At 66.9% G+C, this 1,964-nt stretch carries 1 protein-coding gene and 1 CRISPR repeat array; the gene reads right to left on the minus strand.

Annotation, left to right across the window (positions count from 1 at the left end; genetic code table 11):
• Positions 1–7: 7 nt before the first annotated feature.
• A CRISPR array of direct repeats spans positions 8–1,073; the repeat unit is 29 nt; unit sequence GCGTTCCCCACGCCTGTGGGGATGGACCG.
• A 91-nt stretch (positions 1,074–1,164) separates the two neighbouring features.
• The gene (locus tag F784_RS0121985; RefSeq protein ID WP_026332661.1) at positions 1,165–1,962 is read right to left on the minus strand and encodes an IS5 family transposase; all 798 of its coding nucleotides are present in this window, start codon (positions 1,960–1,962) and stop codon (positions 1,165–1,167) included.
• Positions 1,963–1,964: the final 2 nt, after the last annotated feature.

The raw sequence follows: 1,964 nt of genomic DNA on the forward strand, positions 1-1,964 counted from the left end.
GCGCGAGGCGTTCCCCACGCCTGTGGGGATGGACCGCGTTCCGAGTCGCTCGCGGCCCTCTTGCCCGCGCGTTCCCCACGCCTGTGGGGATGGACCGCCGGACGAGGCCCCGGCCGTCCGGGTGGTGGTGCGTTCCCCACGCCTGTGGGGATGGACCGTCCGGGGCGCCCGGGTACGACCTGGACGGCGCGCGTTCCCCACGCCTGTGGGGATGGACCGAATGTTTCCGCGTGGGCCCTGAACCCCCTGCGGCGTTCCCCACGCCTGTGGGGATGGACCGCCCGCACCTATGCGAACCGGATGAAGTAAAACGCGTTCCCCACGCCTGTGGGGATGGACCGCCCAGACCTGTCCCGCTCGCTGGTCTTCGCCCGCGTTCCCCACGCCTGTGGGGATGGACCGGTATCGGCGTTCATGTTCCCCCTATGGCCGCCGCGTTCCCCACGCCTGTGGGGATGGACCGCCTGGCGCCAGGACCAGCCGACCAGCGCCGACGCGTTCCCCACGCCTGTGGGGATGGACCGGCGCCCCAGGGACCGTTGGTGGTGGACGGCATGCGTTCCCCACGCCTGTGGGGATGGACCGTCCTCCAAGCTGATCTCGCCGGAGTCGAACGCGCGTTCCCCACGCCTGTGGGGATGGACCGGGGTATCTCGGTGAGGTATCGCTTTGGGAATGGCGTTCCCCACGCCTGTGGGGATGGACCGGACGGAGGCGGGCGTCTTGGAGGGGGGGGGAGGCGTTCCCCACGCCTGTGGGGATGGACCGGGCGGGCGGGCGTGAGGGACCTCCCGCGCCTCGCGTTCCCCACGCCTGTGGGGATGGACCGACGTACAGGGCGATCACGGCGCCGACGAGGATGCGTTCCCCACGCCTGTGGGGATGGACCGCCCCCGGTGTCCTTGCCCAGCGCCTTCTTCTGGCGTTCCCCACGCCTGTGGGGATGGACCGCGTTCAGCCGGGCTCTCAGTTCCTCCGGCAGTGTGTTCCCCACGCCTGTGGGGATGGACCGGGCCAATACTTGCCCCGCGCGGCGGGAGGGCCGCGTTCCCCACGCCTGTAGGGATGGACCGTCCGGGGTGCAGCTAAAGCGCGTTTATTAACGCGAATACTGGAAGGTCTGCCGTGGGTTACAGCGGCCTCAACTAGAGGCTGCCAAGAACGTTATGCAAAAAGCGGCTTGAGCTTGTTGCAGAGCAGAACACAGGTGGCCAGGAAATGAAACCCGACGAGCGTGGAGGGTAACCGTTCCAGGTCCCGTCCCAAACGCCTGAATCGTGACAACCACGCGAACGAGCGTTCCACCACCCATCGGCGCGGCAGCAAGATGAAGCCTTTGGATGCCTCGGGGCGTTTGACCACCACCAACTCCACCCCCGCCTCGGTCGCCTGCAGGGCAGTTTGCTCTCCGGTGTAGCCCTGATCGGCGAACGCCACTTCCACTGCCACACCGGTAGCTTCCTGCACCTCCAGGCACAGGTCAAAGACCTGTGCCCTGTCCTGTTCATTGGCCGGAGTCGTCAGCACTGCCAGGAGGTGACCCAGGGTATCCACCGCCAGATGCACCTTGGTCCCCTTACGCTTCTTCGCGCCATCAAAGCCTGCGCGGTGCCCGCTTTCGGGGGTGCTTTGCAGGGTGCGGCTGTCAATGATGATCGCCGTAGGCTCCCCACTTCTGGCCTTTTCCACGCGGGAGAGCAGCCGCAGATCATGGGCCGCGTTTTGAAAGCACTCGGCCTCAAACCAGCGGTGTGCCTGTTGGCGCACCGTCTCCGCGGGCGGGAAGTCGTTGGGCAGGTAGGCCCACTGTGCCCCCGCGCGCGCCATCCAAAGCAATGCGTTGAGAACGTCTCGGATCGGGTATCTCCGCTGTCGGGCATCTGTACGACTGAGCAGGAGGTAGGGCAACAGAAACAAGTACGTGTCGTCGTCCACGTCGCTCGGGTAGCCTCGTCGCGTCACCC

The organism is Deinococcus apachensis DSM 19763 (assembly GCF_000381345.1).
Classification (GTDB): domain Bacteria; phylum Deinococcota; class Deinococci; order Deinococcales; family Deinococcaceae; genus Deinococcus; species Deinococcus apachensis.